General features: G+C 65.8%; 16 protein-coding genes and 1 tRNA gene. 7 read left to right on the plus strand and 10 right to left on the minus strand.

Annotated elements, in window-relative coordinates; all coding sequences use genetic code 11:
• Window positions 1-2: 2 nt before the first annotated feature.
• The 4 genes from ACH82I_RS02530 (at window position 3) to ACH82I_RS02545 (ending at window position 3,996) form a co-directional block, all read left to right on the plus strand.
• Window positions 3-890 carry a TetR family transcriptional regulator C-terminal domain-containing protein gene (locus ACH82I_RS02530; RefSeq protein WP_413335288.1) on the plus strand — a complete coding sequence of 296 codons (888 nt, stop codon included), beginning with the start codon at window positions 3-5 and terminating at the stop codon, window positions 888-890.
• Window positions 887-1,798 carry a 3-keto-5-aminohexanoate cleavage protein gene (locus ACH82I_RS02535; RefSeq protein WP_230743888.1) on the plus strand — a complete coding sequence of 304 codons (912 nt, stop codon included), beginning with the start codon at window positions 887-889 and terminating at the stop codon, window positions 1,796-1,798. Before ACH82I_RS02530 ends, ACH82I_RS02535 begins: the two co-directional genes overlap by 4 nt.
• Entirely contained in the window at window positions 1,795-3,279 is a 1,485-nt protein-coding gene (locus ACH82I_RS02540) for a 3-hydroxyacyl-CoA dehydrogenase NAD-binding domain-containing protein (protein ID WP_413335290.1), read from the plus strand. The genes ACH82I_RS02535 and ACH82I_RS02540 overlap by 4 nt, the downstream gene beginning before the upstream one ends.
• 162 nt (window positions 3,280-3,441) lie before the next feature.
• The gene (locus ACH82I_RS02545) at window positions 3,442-3,996 is read left to right on the plus strand and encodes a YdeI/OmpD-associated family protein (protein WP_413335292.1); all 555 of its coding nucleotides are present in this window, start codon (window positions 3,442-3,444) and stop codon (window positions 3,994-3,996) included.
• Window positions 3,997-4,035: 39 nt separating this feature from the next.
• Here ACH82I_RS02545 and ACH82I_RS02550 read toward each other — a convergent pair whose 3' ends face one another.
• Both ACH82I_RS02550 and ACH82I_RS02555 read right to left on the minus strand, forming a co-directional pair.
• Entirely contained in the window at window positions 4,036-5,292 is a 1,257-nt protein-coding gene (locus ACH82I_RS02550; protein WP_413335294.1) for an MFS transporter, read from the minus strand.
• Complete coding sequence (locus tag ACH82I_RS02555) at window positions 5,289-6,641, minus strand: glycoside hydrolase family 1 protein (protein WP_413335296.1); 1,353 nt, start codon at window positions 6,639-6,641, stop codon at window positions 5,289-5,291. The genes ACH82I_RS02550 and ACH82I_RS02555 overlap by 4 nt, the downstream gene beginning before the upstream one ends.
• Window positions 6,642-6,743: 102 nt before the next feature.
• On the opposite strand from ACH82I_RS02555, the gene helR reads away from it, so the two are divergent.
• Window positions 6,744-8,867 (plus strand): RNA polymerase recycling motor ATPase HelR, encoded by a 2,124-nt coding sequence (helR, locus tag ACH82I_RS02560; RefSeq protein WP_413335298.1) that lies wholly within the window; start codon window positions 6,744-6,746, stop codon window positions 8,865-8,867.
• A gap of 19 nt (window positions 8,868-8,886) precedes the next feature.
• Here the strand turns inward: helR and ACH82I_RS02565 are convergent, their stop codons facing one another.
• Together ACH82I_RS02565 and ACH82I_RS02570 are read right to left on the minus strand one after the other, a co-directional pair.
• Window positions 8,887-9,243 carry a hypothetical protein gene (locus ACH82I_RS02565; protein WP_330166642.1) on the minus strand — a complete coding sequence of 119 codons (357 nt, stop codon included), beginning with the start codon at window positions 9,241-9,243 and terminating at the stop codon, window positions 8,887-8,889.
• A gap of 49 nt (window positions 9,244-9,292) precedes the next feature.
• Window positions 9,293-9,365, minus strand: a tRNA-Ala gene (locus ACH82I_RS02570).
• A 131-nt stretch (window positions 9,366-9,496) separates the two neighbouring features.
• Here ACH82I_RS02570 and ACH82I_RS02575 point away from each other — a divergent pair.
• Window positions 9,497-10,705 (plus strand): NAD(P)/FAD-dependent oxidoreductase, encoded by a 1,209-nt coding sequence (locus ACH82I_RS02575; protein ID WP_230743883.1) that lies wholly within the window; start codon window positions 9,497-9,499, stop codon window positions 10,703-10,705.
• A 3-nt stretch (window positions 10,706-10,708) separates the two neighbouring features.
• Window positions 10,709-11,431: an alpha-ketoglutarate-dependent dioxygenase AlkB family protein gene (locus ACH82I_RS02580; RefSeq protein WP_413335300.1), complete on the plus strand. Its 723-nt coding sequence runs from the start codon at window positions 10,709-10,711 to the stop codon at window positions 11,429-11,431.
• A 15-nt stretch (window positions 11,432-11,446) separates the two neighbouring features.
• Here ACH82I_RS02580 and ACH82I_RS02585 read toward each other — a convergent pair whose 3' ends face one another.
• The 6 genes from ACH82I_RS02585 to ACH82I_RS02610 are packed head-to-tail and all read right to left on the minus strand — an operon-like array spanning window position 11,447 to window position 17,402.
• Window positions 11,447-11,833 carry a cation:proton antiporter gene (locus ACH82I_RS02585; RefSeq protein WP_230743881.1) on the minus strand — a complete coding sequence of 129 codons (387 nt, stop codon included), beginning with the start codon at window positions 11,831-11,833 and terminating at the stop codon, window positions 11,447-11,449.
• The gene (locus tag ACH82I_RS02590; RefSeq protein ID WP_230743880.1) at window positions 11,833-12,093 is read right to left on the minus strand and encodes a monovalent cation/H+ antiporter complex subunit F; all 261 of its coding nucleotides are present in this window, start codon (window positions 12,091-12,093) and stop codon (window positions 11,833-11,835) included. The genes ACH82I_RS02585 and ACH82I_RS02590 overlap by 1 nt, the downstream gene beginning before the upstream one ends.
• Window positions 12,090-12,491, minus strand: coding sequence for a Na+/H+ antiporter subunit E (locus tag ACH82I_RS02595; RefSeq protein WP_413335303.1), 402 nt, complete (start codon window positions 12,489-12,491; stop codon window positions 12,090-12,092). The genes ACH82I_RS02590 and ACH82I_RS02595 overlap by 4 nt, the downstream gene beginning before the upstream one ends.
• Window positions 12,488-14,005, minus strand: coding sequence for a monovalent cation/H+ antiporter subunit D family protein (locus ACH82I_RS02600; RefSeq protein WP_230743879.1), 1,518 nt, complete (start codon window positions 14,003-14,005; stop codon window positions 12,488-12,490). Before ACH82I_RS02600 ends, ACH82I_RS02595 begins: the two co-directional genes overlap by 4 nt.
• Window positions 14,002-14,334 (minus strand): sodium:proton antiporter, encoded by a 333-nt coding sequence (locus ACH82I_RS02605; RefSeq protein ID WP_230743878.1) that lies wholly within the window; start codon window positions 14,332-14,334, stop codon window positions 14,002-14,004. Before ACH82I_RS02605 ends, ACH82I_RS02600 begins: the two co-directional genes overlap by 4 nt.
• Window positions 14,331-17,402 carry a DUF4040 family protein gene (locus tag ACH82I_RS02610; RefSeq protein ID WP_413336734.1) on the minus strand — a complete coding sequence of 1,024 codons (3,072 nt, stop codon included), beginning with the start codon at window positions 17,400-17,402 and terminating at the stop codon, window positions 14,331-14,333. Before ACH82I_RS02610 ends, ACH82I_RS02605 begins: the two co-directional genes overlap by 4 nt.
• Window positions 17,403-17,425: the final 23 nt, after the last annotated feature.

Raw genomic sequence — 17,425 nt, forward strand, 5'->3', positions numbered from 1 at the left:
CCATGCACGTGCAGATCGATTCCCAGGCCACATCGGGACGGGCGAAGGACGCGATCCTACGCAGCGGTCTCAGTCAACGGCGCATCGCCGCGGCCATCGGCATCGATGAGACGAAGCTGTCGAAATCCCTGGCGGGCAATCGACGCTTCACCGCCGAGGAGCTGTTCGGCCTGGCCACCTCGACGGGGGTGACGGTCCGATGGCTGCTCGGAGACGAATCCGAGGTCTCCGCCGCACCGAGTCGCACACCGTCCGTGCCCGAGGAGTCCGAGGCCGCCGAGGCGACGCCCCGGAGGTACATCGTCGAAATCGCCTGGGACCTGTTCGCCCGACTCGGCTACGAGGCCGTGCGAATTGCGGACATCGCCGAGGCGGCAGGCGTGTCGAGTGCGAGTGTCCACTACTACTTCTCCAGCAAATCGGACCTCTTCGATGCCACGCTCGATCATTCCGTCAAGCTCGCCTTCGACCGACAGATCGCCTGGCTGAGCGGAATCCGCAATCCCCGGAGGCGACTTGAAAGGCTGCTCGAACTCCAGTCGCCCATCGGCAGGACCTCCCGCAGCGAGTGGTCGATCTGGGTCCAGACCTGGGCTCGACTCTCCCTCGAGGGAGCCGACGCCGCGCACTACCTCGAAAGCTATGAACGCTGGTCGACGACGGTGCGCCGGACGATCGCCGACGGGCAGGACCAGGGTCTCTTCCGGGCAGGAGATGCTGCTGCCATGACCGACGAGCTGACATCGCTGCTCGACGGCCTCGGGGTCAAGGTGCTCACCGGAGTCTTAGACGCCTCGACGTTCCGCATGCGGCTCGCGAACTACCTTGACCGAACGATCACCGAAGAGCACGAGACCAAGAAGAACTCAACTGATGAGGAGTCATCATGAATCGCAAAGTCATACTCACCTGCGCCGTGACCGGTGCCGGCGACACGACCGGAAAGAGCGAACACGTTCCCGTCACACCGGCCGAGATCGCCGATGATGCGATCGCCGCCGCCCGAGCCGGCGCCTCGGTCGTGCACATCCACGTCCGCGACCTCGAGACCAAACAGGGATCTCGGGAGGTCGCCTACTACCGCGAGGTCGTCCGCCGGGTCCGCTCCTCGGATGTCGATCCGGTCCTCAACCTCACCGCAGGAATGGGCGGAGACCTCGTCGTCGATCCGCAGGATCCGACCACGCATATGCCGGGCACCGATCTCGTCAACGCCCTCGAACGGCTCCCCCACGTCGAGGAGCTGCTGCCGGAGATCTGCACCCTCGACTGCGGCTCGCTCAACTTCGGTGAGGGATCGAACATCTACGTCTCGACCCCGGACATGCTCCGCGAGGGCTCGAAGCGGATCCAGACCCTCGGGGTGCGACCTGAACTCGAGATCTTTGATACCGGCAACCTGTGGTTCGCCAACGTCCTCGTCGAGGAGGGACTCATCGATCCCCCGCCGCTGTACCAGCTGTGCATGGGCGTGCCCTATGGGGCGCCCGTCGACGCCGGCCTGCTTGCCGCGATGGTGAGCATGCTGCCCAAGGGCGCCCAATTCACCTCGTTCGCGATCGGAGCGAACCAGTTGCCGTGGGTGGCTCAGTCCGTGCTCGCCGGAGGCCATGCCCGGGTCGGTCTCGAGGACAACCTCTACCTGTCCAAGGGAGTCAAGGCCACTAACGCGGAACTCACCTCCCGTGCCGTCTCCATCATCGAGAACCTCGGCGCCGCGGTTGCCACCCCCGACGAAGCCCGTGAGATCCTCGACCTCCGGGTCCAGACACCGATCGTCTCGGGGGCTGATCTGTGAGCGTCGAACTTTTCGGAAACCCCGACCGAGCGGCGGTCGAGGAGATCACGACGGTCACCTGCATCGGCGCCGGCACCATCGGCGGGGGCTGGGCCGCCTACTTCCTCGCTCGCGGCTTCAGGGTCAAGGTCTGGGATCCCGCACCCGACGCCGATGAGAAGCTCACCCGGCTCATCGAGGCCGCCTGGCCCGCCCTGGCCGAGCTCGACATGGTTCCCGGCGCAGACAAGTCGAACTGGTCCCTGCACACCGACCTCGCCGAGGCGGTCGCGGACACCGGGTTCGTCCAGGAGTCGGCACCGGAGAACCTCGAACTCAAACAGGCACTGCTCGCCGGGATCGATGCCGTCTGCCCAGAACATGTCATCATCGGTTCGTCCACCTCCGGCTACAGCATGACTGAGATGGCCACCGAGACCTCTCATCCCGAACGTTTCGTCGTCGGGCACCCGTTCAATCCGCCCTATCTCATCCCTCTCGTCGAGGTCGTCGGCGGTCAGGCCACGGCGGATGAAGCGGTCGACTGGGCTGCCGAGTTCTACTCTCATATCGGCAAATCCGTGATCCGCATGGATCAGGAGGTTCCCGGGTTCATCGCCAACCGCCTGCAGGAGGCGCAGTGGCGCGAGGCCCTGCACATGATCGATCAGGGTGAGGCGACCGTCGAGCAGATCGACCGGTCGATCACCGACGGCCCCGGGCTGAGATGGCCGTTTCAAGGACCTATGCTCACCTTCCACCTCGCCGGCGGTGAGGGCGGGATGGCGCATATGCTCGACCACTTCGGACCGTCGCTGAAGTCCCCGTGGACGCGTCTCGAGGCTCCGGAACTCACCCAGAACCTCCGCGACAGCGTGGTCGCCGGCTGCGACATCGCCAGCGGCACACGGAAAATCGCCGAGCTCGTCGCCCAGCGGGACGCCGGGATCATCGCCCTCCGCAAGCTCACCGCGTCGCTCACCTCCGACCAAGAGTCGGCACCGGTTCCCTCGGCGTCGGTTCCCACAGGGGAGCAGACATCCGCAGAACCGACAGCGGAGTCAACAGTTCTCCAGACCTATACGACCGAGGTCAGTCCGGAGTGGATTGACTACAACGGGCACATGTCAGAGGCCTACTACGTCCTCGTTTTCGGCTTCGCCACCGATCAGGTGATGGATCAGCTGGGCCTCGATGAGCAGTACCGAAGCAGCGTCGGCGCCTCCCTGTACACGGTCGAATCCCATATCCGCTACCTCGACGAGGTTGCGCTGGGATCGCGGCTGCACGTCACCCCGATGCTCGTCGCAGCCGGAGACAAGAAGCTCCATCTCGCCTACGAGATGCACGTCGATGACCGCCTGGTGGCCACCGAGGAGATCGTCTGCCTCCACGTCGACCAGCACGAGCAGCGGGCCACCGACTTCCCAGCCGGCGTGCGCACGCGAATCGCAGGATTCCGAACACACACCCCCGAATGGAGCGGTCGACGCCTCGGCTGACAATCGGCGGCTCGGATCAACGAGGGGCGGTGACCGCGGTGCGGTGATCGTCTCGGCAGGAATCGAGAAGTCACCGCGGGCCGCCGGGGCTATGCTTGAACTCCGGCGGCCACACACCGCGCCTGCCGCTTACCGACGAGCCACACCCCAAGGAGCATGCCCATGCCTGCGAAGACGGTCTCCCCCGCCTCGGCGATCACCTTCTCCAGCACTGCGGAGGTCCTCAATGAGCGAGCGATCCTGCGTCTGCCCGCAGAGGCGAGCACCCAGCTGCCCTCGCGCGGACAGGTCGCCGTCACGGGAGCTGCCGCGGGCCAGGAGTTCACGACGGTGGTCGAACCCGATGGGATGCGCGGTCACTGGATCAGCGTCGATGACGACCTGTGGTCGAAGATGCAGGTCAGTCCCGGAGACACGGTCCAGGTCGAGGTGACGCCCACGAAGGACTGGCCCGAGGTCGATGTGCCCGACGACCTGCGCAGCGCTCTCGACGACGCCGGCGACCTCGACGAGGTGTGGGCGGGCCTGACCCCCATGGCCCGCTGGGAATGGGTGCGATGGATCAAGGCGACGAAGAACGCCGACACCCGAGCCCGTCGGGTCGACGTCGCGATCTCGAAGCTCGAATCCGGCAAGCGCCGCCCCTGCTGTTTCGATCTGTCCGCGTGCACCGACCCGGAGCTGTCGAAGAGCGGCAAGCTGCTGGGCCTCTCCTAGGCGATTCGCGGGGCCCGGTCACTCCAGGTGCCCGGATCTTCACAGTGAAGGCCGGGTGGTGATTCGCAGAGTCATCGCCGCCCCGAGGACCGAGCAGAACGCAGCGGCTGCGAAGAGCAGCCAGAATCCGCCGACGAGTGCGACCAGCCCGGCGCCGAGCAATGGTCCCAGCAGCTGACCGAGGTTGGCCGAATTGTTGACGATGCTCAGATCGCGGGCATGGTCGTCGGGATCGAGCAGCAGGTCGGTGGCGAAGGCGAGGCTGACCGCCATGTACGCCCCGTATCCCGCGCCCATGATCCCTGCCGCACAGGCCGTAGTCGCAAAATTGGGATTGATCAGGATGAGCACGCCGGAACAGGCCTGCACCAGTGCGGATGTGATCGTCCACAGCCGTCGATTGCCGCTGCGGTCGGTGATGATGCCGACCAGCACCGAGGCGATGACGACGAAAACCGTATAGATGATGACCAGGACGAGCAGACCGTCGTCAGCGCTGTCGGCGGGGAAACCGAGGCCGTGGAGGAGGAAGAACAGCAGCAGCGAGGTGCCGAAGGCATTGCCGAGGTTGACGATGAAGCGCGTGGTTACGAGCCATCTGAAGTTGTTGTCGAGGAGGGATGAGATCCGCGGCGCGGCCAGCACCTGATGACGGTGGAGATCGCTTAAGGCGGGGTGGGGAGGAGCCGGATCGGGCAGCAGCAGTGCGGTGCCTGTCCCGATGACTGCGATGAGTCCGGCGAGCAGCACGTAGGAGGCACCGGGGCTCAGTCCCAACAGCACAACGGCCCCGATCCCGACGACGACGCCGACGGCCTGTGCCGAGCTTGCCGCCGCCGAGGCCGCACCACGCTGGGCTCCCAGCTGGTCGGCGATGAGAGCTGTCAGGGCCGCGGAAGCCGTCGAGACGCCCACGGACACGATGACCCAGGATGCTCCGACGAGCAGTGGGCCTTCGGCGATGCCGGTGAGCAGCAGCCCGAGTGCCGCACACAGGGATCCGGCGATCGCCCAGGGACGCCGGCGACCGAGTCGCCAACGGGTGCGATCGGAGAGCCGACCGGCGAGCGGGGCGACGACGATTCCGGCCAGTCCCCCGGCCGAGAGGACGACGCCCGACCAGACGACGCTCTCGATCCATTCTCCGCCCTGGGTCTCGAGCTGCAACGGCAGGAGAAGCTGGACGGGGGTGAGCTGGACGGTCCAGATCGCCAGCCACGCGGTGGTGAACCAGACCATCCACAGCGGTCCGACCCGCGCCCCGTCCCGCTGCCCGGAGACGGTCACGGGCCTCACGATCTCACCGCGGCGATGAGGTCCCGCAGCCACCGGAAGGAGGCCTTCGGGGTGCGTTCACCGGTGTCCATATCCACATGGACGAGACCGAAGCGCTGGGTGAAGCCATCGGCCCATTCGAAGTTGTCCAGAAGCGACCACACGGTGTATCCGTCGACACGCACGCCCGCCTCCATCGCTTCGCAGACCGCGGTGAGGTGAGAGCGCAGGTAGGAGATGCGATCCCCGTCCGCGATCTCCTCGGAGCAGCGCGCGGGCTCCGGAAACGCGGCGCCGTTCTCCGCGATGACGATCGGCGGCAGGGCCGATCCGTAGCGGTCCGACATATCGATGAGGAAGTCACGGAGGGTGTCGGGTCTGATCGGCCACATCGGCCCGAACCCGGTGGTCGCCGCGCCCTCGGTGGGAACCATCGCAAAGGGCAGAGGCCCATCCGAGGCGGTTGCCGTGATCGGATTGTAGTAGTTGAGGCCGTAGATCTCGGTCGTCCGCGAGATGAGCTCCATATCTCCGGTCTTAATCGGCATGGCGGCACCGAATCCTTCGAGGTCCGGGTAGGTGCCCAGGAGCAACGGATCGGCGAAGAGTCTGTTCATGATCGTATCGAGAGCCGCCCCCGCTGCGAGGTCGGCTTCGGTGTCAGAGGCCGGCAGGATGAGGCTGTGGTTGAGTGCCGGAGCCGCCTGGACGGCGCCGTATTCGCGCAGGATCTCCGCGGCGAGGCCGTGCGCCAACAGCTGATGGTGCACGCTGGGCAGTGCATCGAAGAGCAGGCCCCGAGCCGGAGCGAGTTCGTCGAGCGCATAGCCCTGCAGTGCGGTCGAGGCAGGCTCGTTGATCGTGTACCAGTGGGAGACCCGATCGCCGAGGCGGGAAGCCACAACCGCCGCATAGTCGCCGAGGCGGAATGCGGTGCCGCGATTCAGCCAGCCGCCTGCGGCTTCGAGCGGTGCCGGCAGGTCCCAATGATAGAGCGTCGGTTCGGGGACGACCCCGGCCTCGAGAATCTGGTCGACAAGCCGATCGTAGTAGTCCAGGCCTTTGGTGTTGGTCGGCGTCCCTGCCCCACCGTCGGGAATGATGCGCGTCCAGGAGATCGAGAAGCGGTACCGGTCGACGCCGAGCTCACGGAGCAGCGCGACGTCCTCTCGGCTGCGGTGGTAGCTGTCAGGTCCGGGCTCAGCCGTGCTGCCGTCAATGACCGTGCCCGGTGTGTCGACGAAGTCATCCCAGATCGATCGACCTCGACCGTCTTCGGTTCTCGCACCCTCGATCTGGAAGGCCGACGTAGCGACTGCGAAGCTCAGACGGCGCAGTGCTTCGACCGCGTCCACCGACGTCTCCTCCATTCTCAGAATATGCCACGGATGGGGGCTTGCCGCAAGGCCCCCACCAGGGTGAACAATGAGTGTCTTCATCCCCGCCGCCCGCTTATGTTCCCAGGAGTCCGCATGCCTGCCACACTCTTCGATCTGCCAGCCCGGCTGAACGCGAAGACCCGTCCCGAACTCATCGACGACGATGTCCGACACTTCACCCGCATCGCCGACCGGCTCGCCCGGGACCGCCGCGATCTCGAATCCCGGATCGACGGACTTCGACGGTCTCCTGCAGGAGATGGGCAGACCGGACTCGAACGCGATGCGCTCATCCGCGAACTCTCTGACCGCCTGAAGCTGCTCAGCCGGTTCGACCTCGATGTCTGTCTGGGCCGGATGGTCCTCGCCGCGACCGGCGAGATCGTCTACATCGGACGGCTCGGCCTGCGAACTGATGACGGCGACCAGCTGCTCGTCGACTGGCGGACTCCCCGTGCCGAACCCTTCTTCGCTGCGACCCCCGTCTCCCGGCACGGTCTGTCCTCCCGACGCCGCTATCGGTGGTCCGAAGGACGCATCACCGACTACTGGGACGAGTCCCTCAGGCCGGGCGCAGCCGCCGACCGCACCGACTTCATCGCTTCGCTCGACGCCAGCCGATCGGCGAAGATGCGTGACGTGGTCGCGACGATCCAGGCCGATCAGGATGCGATCATCCGTGCCGCCGATCGACCCGCACTGGTCATCGACGGAGGTCCGGGGACCGGTAAGACAGTCGTCGCACTCCACCGTGCCGCGTACCTGCTCTACTCGCAGCCGCGGATCAGCACCGGTGGCGGGCTGCTGTTCGTCGGCCCCACCCATGCCTACCTCAACTATGTCGATGACGTTCTGCCCAGCCTCGGCGAGAACCGCGTCCGGCTCTGCACTCTCGAGGATTTCACTCCGGTCGAACCTGTGACAGTCGACGCAGTCGCCGATGCGGAGATCAAGGGAAGACTCGACCCGGTCAGCGTCCTCGACGCGGCGACGCACCTCTACGAACAGCCACCTCGGCAGGTCCTCGCCGTCGACACCTCATGGGGTGAGGTGATCGTCCGACGCGAACACTGGAACGAAGCCTTCGCCGCTCGGGAGGAGACGGATCACAATGCGGCGCGTAAACAGGTGTGGAACTCCCTCGTAGACATCCTCGTCGAGGCTGCTGCAGAGATCGACGAAGACGCCGATCCCGACCGGGTGCGCGAAGAGGTTTCCCGGGATCCGAAGCTGCGAGAGACGTTTGCGACCACCTGGCCGATTCTCGATCCGCTCGACCTCGCCGGTGACTTGTGGACGGTGCCCGACTACCTACGACTGGCCGCGCCGGAGCTCGACGACGATGAGATCGCCTGCCTGCAGCGGGAGAATCCACGGGAGTGGACCCAAGCGGACATGCCTCTCATCGATGCCGCGCTCAGACGAATCGGTGATCCTGCCGAAAACGCTCGTGCGGGACTCGCCTCGGTGCAGGCCCGCGCCGAGCACGACCGGATGAGCGCTGTCATCGACGATCTCATCGCCGCCGATGACAGCGAGTTGGCGGAGATGACGATGCTCCGGGGTGATGATCTGCGTTCGGCATTGGATGATCCGACCGGGCGCGGGTCCGCCCGTGGCGATCGTCTGGCCGGTCCCTTCGGCCATATCGTCGTCGACGAGGCGCAGGTGCTCACCCCGGCCCAGTGGCGGATGCTCCTCGACAGGTGTCCCTCACGGAGTCTGACCATCGTCGGTGATCGGGCCCAGTCACGGCTCGGCTTCGCCGAGTCCTGGTCCGACCGGCTGAGCCGGGTCAGCCTGGAGGTCGCCGAGGTGGGACTGATCGTGAACTACCGGACCCCCGCCGGGGTGATGGAGGTGGCCGAACCGGCCATCCGTGCGGTCCTCCCCCAGGCGAACGTGCCGCAATCGGTGAGATTCACGGGGAATCCGGTGCGATACGAACAGCGCCGGCACCTTGGAACCATCATCGAGTCGTGGTGCACCGATCACGCCGAGGGGGTGGCCTGCGTGGTGACCGTCGATCCCGAACGTCACGCGGATTCGGCGTCGTCGCGGGTCTCGGTTCTGCGGCCGGAGGGCGTCAAAGGCCTCGAATTCGACCTGGTGGTCGTCGACGAACCCGAGAGTTTCGGGGAGGGAGTGCAGGGAGGAGTCGACCGCTATGTGGCGATGACACGGGCGACCGCGCAGTTGGTGGTGCTGACTCAGTGAGAAGAGGTCAGTCGCGGGGTCATCCGCGGCCGGCGGCGATGCTCGCCGGCAGCCACACGAGAGGAATCTGCAGAGGCAGCCGAGCCAGGGAGATTGCACGCGCCCTGGGCTCCTCCCAGTGCTTGACCACGGTGTAGATGTTCGCCGGGAAGACTCCGACCATCAGCGCTGCGGATGCGGCGCCTCCGAGCCTGCGCGTGCGCGGGACTGCCAGCAGCAGCGCGCAGCCGAGTTCGGCGGCACCGCTGACATAGGTCCAGTTCCGTGGGCTGCCCAGTCCGGGCGGTACGATCGCGTCGAAGACGCGGGGACGAGAGAAGTGAACGGCGCTCGAGAGACCCAGCAGACCCGCCATGACAGCTGTCCGCGTTCTCACTTCGAATGCACCTCTGCCCGATTCGTCGGTGGTCGCAGGCGACCGATTGTGGAGCTTAGGGGAATCGAACCCCTGACCTTTTCATTGCGAACGAAACGCTCTACCAACTGAGCTAAAGCCCCTTCCGTCTCTCACTTTACGCCGGGAGCACTGTTCGACACAAAACGAGAGGAAGCGAAGTTCGCCGCGGCGTTTGACGAACGGCTCAGGTCGGTACAGGCTGGGAGAAATCCCCCTCGAGGAAGGACTGGCAATGACTCAGGAATTCGGAACTGTCATCATCGGAGCAGGAATCGGCGGTGGAACCGTCGTCGAATCACTGCGGGAAGGCGGGTACGCCTCCTCGATCGCCCTCGTCGGCGCCGACCCTACAGCACCGTACTATCGACCCGACCTGTCGAAGAAGGTCATGCTCGAGGACAGCGATCCGGCCGATTCGGCTCTGCGGGGCGAGAACTGGTACCCCGACCACGATGTCACGACCTTCTTCGGGACCACCGCCACCGGCCTGGATCCGAAGAACCGGACCGTGACTCTCAATAACGGTGAGACGTTGAGCTACGGGCAGGCGATCCTCGCCACCGGTTCGACTCCCCGCACGCTCGATGTGCCGGGTGAGAACCTCGGCAACATCCACACCCTCAGGGACGCCGGCGACGCAATCGCGATCCGGTCTCAGTTCGGCCGGGGAAAGAAGGTCGCGATCATCGGCGGCGGGTGGATCGGACTCGAGGTCGCCGCGGCGGCCAGGTCCAAGGACTGCGATGTCACCGTGATCCTGCATTCGGCTCCGCCGCTCAAATCCGTCCTCGGTGATGAGCTCGGTCAGCACTTCGAGGATCTCCATCGGGCCAACGGGGTCGAATTCCTGGCCGACGCCGAAACCACCGCCTTCACCGGCGACTCTGCCGTCGAAGCCGTCGAAACCAGCGCCGGCAGCGTCCCGGCCGACCTCGTCGTGGTCGGCATCGGCGCCGATCCCACCGTCGAACTCGCCGCCGCGGCGGGACTCTACGTCGATGGCGGCATCATCGTCGACGAGCAGATGCGCACCAGTGAACCGACGATCCTCGCGATCGGCGACATCGCGAAGGCCCACAACAGCCTTCTCGACGAGCGTCTGCGCGTCGAACACTGGGACAATGCCGTCCGGCAGGCCGAGGTCGCCGCCTCCACCATCACCGGGGGCACCAAGTCCTACGATTGGCAGCCGTACTTCTACACCGACCAGTACGACCTCGGCATGGAGTACGTCGGCCACGGCAGCGCAGACGACGATGTCGTCATCCGCGGCGACAGGTCCAGCGGTGAGTTCATCGCCTTCTGGACCCGAGCCGGTCGCGTCACCGCAGCCATGAATGTCAACATCTGGGACTACAGCGACGAGCTGCGCGCACTCATCGGCAAAGAAGTCTCGGCGGCACGTCTGCAGGACGAGAGCATCGAGATCTCAGAACTCTGAGCAGTGGACTCCCTCTTCGCCGACGAGGCCTTCGAGAGGCGTCCCCGCCTCGTCTCCCCCGGTGCCGTGTGGCTGCCCGGGTACCTCGACGAGCGTGCGCAGGAATGGATCATCGCGCGTTGGTCACAGTGGCAGGCCGGGCCCGTACCCGCTCATTCGACCCGCATCGGCGGCCACCCGATGAGCGTGAAGACAATCGGACTCGGCTGGCACTGGCGCCCCGGGGCCTATGACCGCAGGGCCCGCGACGTCAATAACGAGACCGTTCTCCCTTTCCCGGACTGGATGACCAGGCTGGGTCGACAGGTCATCGATTCCGCCGCCGAGGCGGTCGCCCGGGACGACGACCAACCTGGCTCGGCCGCCTCGGTGTGGGGCCTCACTGCCTCCGATTACGAACCGGACGTCGCGCTCGTGAACTACTACGACGAGACCGCGAAGATGGGCATGCACCAGGACAAGGACGAATACGATCCGGCACCGGTCGTATCACTCTCCCTCGGCGACACCTGCATCTTCCGGTTCGGCAATTCGGAGTCACGCAACAGACCCTACGAGGACATCCGGCTGGCCAGCGGCGATGCCTTCGTCTTCGGCGGACCCGCGCGCTTCGCCTACCACGGAGTCACCAAGATCCTCCCGGGAACCGCACCGGACCACGGTCGGCTCAGCCACCTCGGCGGGGGCAGGATCAACATCACCATGCGCACCACCGGCCGGGACTGAGTCCGGCACCCGTCTTCAGTCTTCGGAGCGCTCGGCTTCGTCGATCACGCCCGCCGGCGGCTGGGCCAGCCGATTCGGCGAAGTCTTGCGATGGATCGGCTGGCCGGAGAGCACGGCCGAGCGCGAGAGCGTATTGCTGGCCACGGACGACACGATGATCAGACACAGCAGCGCCACCACAGCCATGAGCAGCGACCCCCACGAGAATCCGCTGGAATGCAGGTCGTAGACATAGGCCGCGATGACGATGAACGGCATCCCGAGTCCTGTCGCCGGGGAGAAGGCGTTGATGCGCGAGAGTGCGTCTCTGACGCGGAACATCGCGATCGCCGAGGCGAGCATGATCAGGGAGCCGGTGATTCCGAAGATCCCGACGAGCACGGCAGCCACAACATCGTTCATCAGCGATGCCCCCTTGTGAGGATCCGCGAGAGTGCCACGGTGGCGAGGATGCCGACCATCGAGGACAGGAAGATCACGTCGAGAACGATCGAGGACGAGACCGCGATGCCGATCATCGTGAGGATCCCGATCGCCGAGAAGTAGACGAGGTCACTGACGATCGCCCGCGATCCCAGATCCTTCACGGTCAGGACGCGGATGAGGCCGAGGATGATCGCGGCGGCGAGGATGACGATGCAGATGCTGACGACGATGTTCATCGGGTGCCTCCTTCGGATGCGTCAGTCGCGAGGTCCCGGCTCGCCGCTCTTGGGGCGCGTCCGCGCGTCATCGCCAGCAGCCGCGATTCCATATCGATGAGGCCCTCCAGCGCCGATTCCTCGGAGTCTTCGAACAGGGCATGGACGAACAGCGCCGGCGGCTGTGTCGCGGTGCCCGACGCAATCGCGGTCACCAGGGTCCCGGGAGTGATGGTGATCGACGAGGCGAACACCGTCACCTCGAGGTCGGTGGCACAGCGCAGCGGCAGCTCGACGATCATCGGTCGGGCATAGGCCTCACGCAAGACGAAGAGTCGGGAGGCGATGGTGAATGAGCCGGTGACGATCGCCCACAGGATGTAGGCGACGTAGGAGATGCCGTGGATGAGACGCATCATGGTCGGGTCACCGCCTCGATGTAGTCACTGTGGTCGATGAGCCCTTCGGCGGCGCGGCGGGTGATCTCGAGCAGCGGCTCCGGATAGACGAAGATCGCCACGGACAGTGCGATCATCACGGTGCCCGGGACCAGCAGCCGTGCCGGAATCCGCACGCTGCGCATGATCGGTTCGGCCGGTGCTCGTCCCGTCTCCGCCGAATCGGGGCGATAGGTCTGCATGGGCGGCCCCCAGAAGGTGTTCCGCCAGGTCCGCTGCAGGGCCAACAGCGACACGAGTGCACCGATGACGATGGCCGAGACCAATGCCCAGGCGAGGCCGTTCCCGCTCGCCGTGGCGGCGGTGATCAGACCGACCTTCCCCCACAGTCCCGAGGTCGGCGGCAGACCGATGAGGGAGAACAGGCCGAGGATCATCAGCACGCTGGCCCAGCGTTCCCGTCCCGCGAGTCCGGAGAGCTTCTTGAAGGATCCGGTCCCGTAGGTCTGCTCCACGGCTCCCATGATGAGCAGCAGTCCCGCCATCGTGACCATGTGGTGGACCATGTAGAAGGCACCGGCCCCGAGCGCAGCCGTGGACAGGAGCGTCACACCGAGCAGGATGTGCCCGACCCCCGCAGTCATCTGGAAGGCGAGGACGTTGCGGACGCGGATCTGGCCGAAGCCGGACAGGGAGCCGAGCAGGATGCTCACGACCGCGATGATCACGATGACGTTCACCCACGGCGCCGGTTCCCCGTAGACGGTGGTGTAGATCCGGTAGATCGCATAGAGCGCGACCTTCGAATGCAGACCGGAGAACAGAGACATCATCCCCGCCGAGGTGTTCGGATAGCTGCGCACCAGCCAGCCGTGGAAGGGTGCGCCACCGGCCTTGATGATCAGTGCCAGCAGCACCACGCCCAGGGCCAGGGCTCCCTGACCGGTGGGAGTGCCCATGTCGGCGAGCACGGCGAGGTTGACCGTGCCGGTGGCACCGTAGACGAATCCGACTCCGATGAGCAGGATCGTCGAGGTCAGCAGGTTGACCATGACGTACATCCGGCCCACGCCGAGGCGGCGCCAGGTTCCGGTGACCGCGATGAGCGCATAGGCCGGCAGGACCATGACCTCGACGAAGACGAAGAAGTTGAAGAGGTCACCGGTCAGCAGTGCTCCGTACACGCCGGTGAGCATCATGAGGATCAGCGCCGGCACGAACCGATACTGGTCCTCACCGGTCGTGATGAGGAAGACCGCGCTGATCACCGCGATGAGTGAGGTCAGCACCAGCATCAGCGCAGTGAACGTGTCGGAGACGAAGGGGATCGCCAGGCCGGGAACATAGCCGCCGACCGAGTGGGCGATGACGGGCTGCGTCCGGTGCATCAGCAGAAGTCCGACGCCGGAGAGACCGACGAAGCTAGGGGCGGCCAGCAGCAGAATACGGTCGAAGGTGCGGGAGGTGATGAGCACGCTCAGCGCCGAGGCGAGCAGCGGCACACCGATGAGCAGGAGCAGGAGTGCAGGGTTCATGAGTCGCGCTCCTCCCCGGTCTCGGGTGCCCGTTTCTGATCGTCGTCATGTCCGAGCACGGCGAGGGCGAGCATGAAGATCGTCACCGCCAGGGTGATGACGATCGCCGTGAGCACGAAGGCCTGCGGCAGCGGATCGGCTGCCAGCGACTGGTCACCGCGATCGCTGAGCGGTTCGACCCGCCACGCGCCGACTCCGGCGGAGAGCAGAATGAAGTTCGCGGCGTGGGAGATCAACGTCAGTCCGAACACTCCCCTGACCATCGACCGCTGCATCATGAGGTAGACGCCGCCAGTGGTGAGGACGCCGATCGTGAGAGCGAGGATCATCGGCTTCCCTCCTGCTCGGCGGATTCGGTGGACAGGTCGTCGGAGCCCTGGGCATCCGGCGGGGCATCGCCGTCGAGGATGTGCGTCGAGGACGCCCGCACCTTCTCGTCCGCGTCGGAGTTCCGCACGCGACGCTCCCGCTCCGGACGCTCTCCCCGGATCGCGTCCATCGGTCCGCGCAGTTCGCCGTAGAGCAGCTCGTCGGCGCGTTCACGGGTGCGTTCGACGTCGCGGCGGATGATGCCGTTGGTGAGCACATCGTCTCCGGCAGGCGTGGCTGCGGAATCAGAGACGCCGAGGAGGTTGAAGGACAGGAGGATGAGCCCGAGGACGGCCAGATAGACGCCGACGTCGAAGAGCATCGACGTCGTCCAGTGCTGTCCCGCGAACTCCGTATGCAGGGGTTTGAGGAAGGACCCGGCGAAGAGAAGCCCGATGATTCCCGTGACCACGGCGGTGGCGACACCGCTGCCGATGAGGTAGAGCGGGGCACGCGGCGGACCGATGGCCCGGTCCTTCGCCGTCGACAGATAGGCCAGGCCGATGATCGCAGAGCCGACCAGCGCGGCGATGAAGCCGCCGCCGGGCGAGTTGTGCCCGCGCCAGAAGATGACCAGCGAGGACGCTGCCAGCAGCGGCCCGAGCACCTTGATCGTCAGCTGCAGAGGTATCACGTTCGGCCAGGCTTCGTGCACGGCCCGGTAGGCCGTCGAGCCCTTTGGACGGATCGACACCCATGCCTGTCGGGGTGGTTCGGGGATGTTCTCAGCCGGTGGGTCGATGAACTTGTCCTTGACCGTCGACATCACCGCGACGATGGCGATTCCGGCCATACCGAGGACCGTGAGCTCACCGAGGGTGTCGAGGGCACGGAACTCCACCAGGATGGTGTTGACGATGTTGCTCCCGCCGCTGATCTCGGGGGCGTTCTGGATGTAGTACAGGCCCAGATCCGAGCGTTCCCGGCGGCCGTTGAGCACCAGGGTGAGTCCGGTCACCATGGCACCGACGAGGACGGCGAAGAGCAGCCGGGGAACCTGAAGCCGCTTCGGGAACCGCCAGAACGCACGTGGGAGCTTCTGCAGCACGAGCATGATGACGATGATCGTCATCGCCTCGACCAGAAGCTGGGTGAGGGTGACATCGGGGGCACCGAGCGCCAGGATCTGCACGGTGGCGAGGATGCCCACCGCGGACAGGGCCACGACGGTCGTCAGCCGCGAATGGGAGGTGCAGACGACGATCACCGCAACGGTGGTCAGGACGAGCACGACCACGTCGACGGGACGCCACAGCCCCTCCTGCAAGGGCGGCAGGTCCCCATAGACGGCGGGGATCGCCCCCAGGGCGAGCAGGGCCAGGCCCCCGAGCGACGTTGCCAGGTACGGTCCGGAATTCATCGGGCGCACAAATGCGCCGAGGCCGCGGCCGAGGCGGCGAAGAACGAAGGTGATGCCGGCGATGACGGCAGCGCCGTCGGTGCCCGGCGCGGCACGGTGGAAGAACGCGAACACGCGGGAGCGGTTGATGATGAGGATCACGCCGATGACGATGATCAGCGCCGAGGCGGCCAGTTCGACGTTGAACCCGTGCCACAGGGACAGGTGGACCGAATCCGAGGCGGTGGGAACCGCCGCGCGCACAACCCGATCGAGAGGGTGGTCAAAGACGAAGAGAGCGAACCCCAGCGGCAGGGAGGCCACGATCGGCAGCCCCGCTGCGGTGAGCATCACCGGGGAACCGCGGTGGAGCTGCGATCGGTCCACGTCGCGCCCGTCGATGAAGCAGCCCCACACGGTCTTGGCGCAGTAGGCGTAAGTGAGCACCGAGGCGCCGACGGCGACGATGAGCGCGGCCCAGCCGATCCCGCTGCCGCCCGGGGCCTCGGTCAGAGCGGTGAACAGTGACTCCTTCGACACGAATCCGAGCAGCGGTGGGATGCCCGCCATGGAAGCGCAGCCGATGATCATGACGATGAATGCGCCCGGTGCCTGACGCATGAGGCCCGGGATCCGAGCGAGATCGCGGGTGCCGGCAATGTGGTCGACGACGCCGACCATCATGAACAGACCGGATTTGAACAGGGCGTGGGCGATCACATGCAGGGCCGCGGCGGCGATCGCCGCCTCGGTGCCGACTCCGATGACGGCGGTGATGAGGCCCAGCTGCGAGACCGTGGAGAAGGCCATGAGCTTCTTCACGTCGTGTTGGTTGAGGGCGAACCATCCGCCGATGCAGGCGGTGAGGAGACCGGCGATGATGAGCAGCGCATTCCAGGCAGCCGTCTCATGGAACGTCGGCGAGAAGCGCATCATCAGGAAGATGCCGGCCTTGACCACGGCCGCGGCATGCAGATAGGCCGAAACCGGTGTCGCGGCGGCCATCGCATCGGGCAGCCACGAATGGAACGGGAACTGCGCGGATTTCGTCATCCCGGCCACGGCGATGAGCACCGCCACCAATGTCGTCACCGCGGGCTGGCCCGTCCAGACGGAGGAATTGAGCGCCTCGTTGACGTTCGTCGTCCCGGTCACCGCGATGATCACTCCCGTGGCCACCAGGAGGCTGAGTCCGCCGATGAAGGTGAAGAACATCGTACGTAGGGCCGGTGCCTGACCGGGAGAGCCAGAGCGGGCGATGAGGAAGAAGGAGGCCAGTGAGGTCAGCTCCCAGCACACGAAGAGGACCAGCAGGTCGTTGCTGAGCACCAGGGAGACCATCGAGAAGGTGAAGATCACCATCAGCCAGTAGAAGCTGGTGTTCCGTCCCGGCGACAGATAGGCCGTCGAATAGACGAAGACCACGGCACCGATGATGAGGGCGATATAGGTGAAGAGAACGCCGATGCCGTCGGCGCGCAGCGCCAGCTCAACTCCGAAGGAGGGGATCCACGGGACGGAGAATTCGGGAGTCTTACCCGCCATCACCTCGGCGGCGGTGGGGGTGAACAAGGCGGCTGTCGCTAGGTAGGCGGCAGCAAGCGGCCACCCGCTGGCGCGGCCTAAGAGCCGCGTGATGAACGGGGTGAGGATGACGAGTGAGGCAAGTGCGAGAATCGTGAGGATCATGTCCGAGCTTTCGGGTCCGGTGA

The sequence above is a fragment of the Brevibacterium sp. GP-SGM9 genome (assembly GCF_047300845.1).
Lineage (GTDB): Bacteria > Actinomycetota > Actinomycetes > Actinomycetales > Brevibacteriaceae > Brevibacterium.

Coding starts and splice junctions, on each gene's coding strand:
- ACH82I_RS02575 (WP_230743883.1), top strand. CDS start 9,497: ATGACTCAGGAATTCGGAACTGTCATCATCGGAGCAGGAATCGGCGGT.
- ACH82I_RS02590 (WP_230743880.1), bottom strand. CDS start 12,093: ATGAACATCGTCGTCAGCATCTGCATCGTCATCCTCGCCGCCGCGATC.
- ACH82I_RS02585 (WP_230743881.1), bottom strand. CDS start 11,833: ATGAACGATGTTGTGGCTGCCGTGCTCGTCGGGATCTTCGGAATCACC.
- ACH82I_RS02535 (WP_230743888.1), top strand. CDS start 887: ATGAATCGCAAAGTCATACTCACCTGCGCCGTGACCGGTGCCGGCGAC.
- ACH82I_RS02530 (WP_413335288.1), top strand. CDS start 3: ATGCACGTGCAGATCGATTCCCAGGCCACATCGGGACGGGCGAAGGAC.
- ACH82I_RS02545 (WP_413335292.1), top strand. CDS start 3,442: ATGCCTGCGAAGACGGTCTCCCCCGCCTCGGCGATCACCTTCTCCAGC.
- ACH82I_RS02605 (WP_230743878.1), bottom strand. CDS start 14,334: ATGATCCTCGCTCTCACGATCGGCGTCCTCACCACTGGCGGCGTCTAC.
- ACH82I_RS02595 (WP_413335303.1), bottom strand. CDS start 12,491: ATGATGCGTCTCATCCACGGCATCTCCTACGTCGCCTACATCCTGTGG.
- ACH82I_RS02600 (WP_230743879.1), bottom strand. CDS start 14,005: ATGAACCCTGCACTCCTGCTCCTGCTCATCGGTGTGCCGCTGCTCGCC.
- ACH82I_RS02610 (WP_413336734.1), bottom strand. CDS start 17,402: ATGATCCTCACGATTCTCGCACTTGCCTCACTCGTCATCCTCACCCCG.
- ACH82I_RS02555 (WP_413335296.1), bottom strand. CDS start 6,641: ATGGAGGAGACGTCGGTGGACGCGGTCGAAGCACTGCGCCGTCTGAGC.
- helR (WP_413335298.1), top strand. CDS start 6,744: ATGCCTGCCACACTCTTCGATCTGCCAGCCCGGCTGAACGCGAAGACC.